The 1,123-nt window shown below is 64.3% G+C and carries 2 protein-coding genes; one reads left to right on the top strand and one right to left on the bottom strand.

Going from position 1 to position 1,123, the window contains the following annotated elements:
- Positions 1-580: glutathione S-transferase N-terminal domain-containing protein (locus AC1DOC_RS34595; protein ID WP_478131703.1), on the bottom strand; the 580-nt coding region annotated here is incomplete at its 3' end.
- A 121-nt stretch (positions 581-701) separates the two neighbouring features.
- On the opposite strand from AC1DOC_RS34595, the gene AC1DOC_RS34590 reads away from it, so the two are divergent.
- Positions 702-1,123, top strand: a 422-nt coding sequence (locus AC1DOC_RS34590; RefSeq protein WP_478131702.1) for a lyase family protein, incomplete at its 3' end; no start/stop codon positions are given.

Genomic DNA, 1,123 nt, shown 5'->3' with positions numbered 1-1,123 from the left:
GCATCAGCTTGTCGTACAGCTTGGCCAGATTGGTGTGCTGGCTGCGCCAGTCGATCTCGGGAAAGCGCAGCCCCAGCCAGCCCAGCGCACAGCCCACGGCGATGTCCGAGAGGCTCAGGTGGATGCCGCTGCAAAAGGGCTTGTCGGCCAGCCCCTTGGCCATGGCGGCGATGCCGCCTTCGACCTTGGCGCGCTGGCGCTCGATCCAGGCGGCGCTGCGCTCGCCGTCGCTGCGGCCGGACCAGGTGGCTTCCAGGCGCCAGAGCACGCCGGCGTCCATGACGCCGTCGGCCAGCGCTTCCCAGGTCTTGACCTCGGCGCGCTCGCGGCCTTGCTGGGGGATCAGCTTGCCCACGGGGGACAGGGTGTCGAGGTATTCGACGATCACGCGCGAATCGAACATCGCGTCGCCGCCTTCCATGATGAGGCAAGGCACCTTGCCCAGGGGGTTGGAGTGCGCGATGGTGGTGTCGGCCGCCCAGACGTCCTCGATCACGAACTGGTAGTCGAGACGCTTTTCAGCCAGCACCACGCGCACCTTGCGCACATAAGGGCTGGCGGCCGATCCGATCAGTTTCATGAAAGCTCTCTCCCCTTGCATTGATGACGTTTGTTCATGGTCATTTTAGGGGAAGGGCCAAAGAGCGGGCCCCGATCCGTGGCAAACGTGCATCGGCGCCAAGCCACCTAAAATTCGGGGAATGAGCTTCTCCACCGTTTCCGCCCTCTCCCCACTTGATGGCCGCTATGCGGCCAAACTCGCGGCCTTGCGCCCGCTGATGAGCGAACAGGGCTACATGCACCGGCGCGTGCAGGTCGAAGTGGCGTGGTTCATCGCGCTGTCGGACTGCGGCTTTGCCGAATTCAAGCCGCTCACGGGCGGCGCCCGCAAGTACCTGCTGGGTCTGGTTTCGCACTTCTCCGAGGCCGACGCGCTGGCCATCAAGGACATCGAGAAGACCACCAACCACGACGTGAAGGCGGTCGAATACTGGATCAAGTCCAAGTTCGAAGCCCGGCCCGAGCTGCTGGCCGCCGCCGAATTCGTGCACTTTGCCTGCACCAGCGAAGACATCAACAACACCAGCCATGCGCTGCAGATCCAGGCCGCGCGCGAAAAGGT

Source organism: Variovorax sp. 01T439_2 (assembly GCF_056398445.1).
The sequence above is the reverse complement of the archived record's forward strand: the minus strand, read 5'-3'. Positions and strand labels throughout refer to the sequence as shown.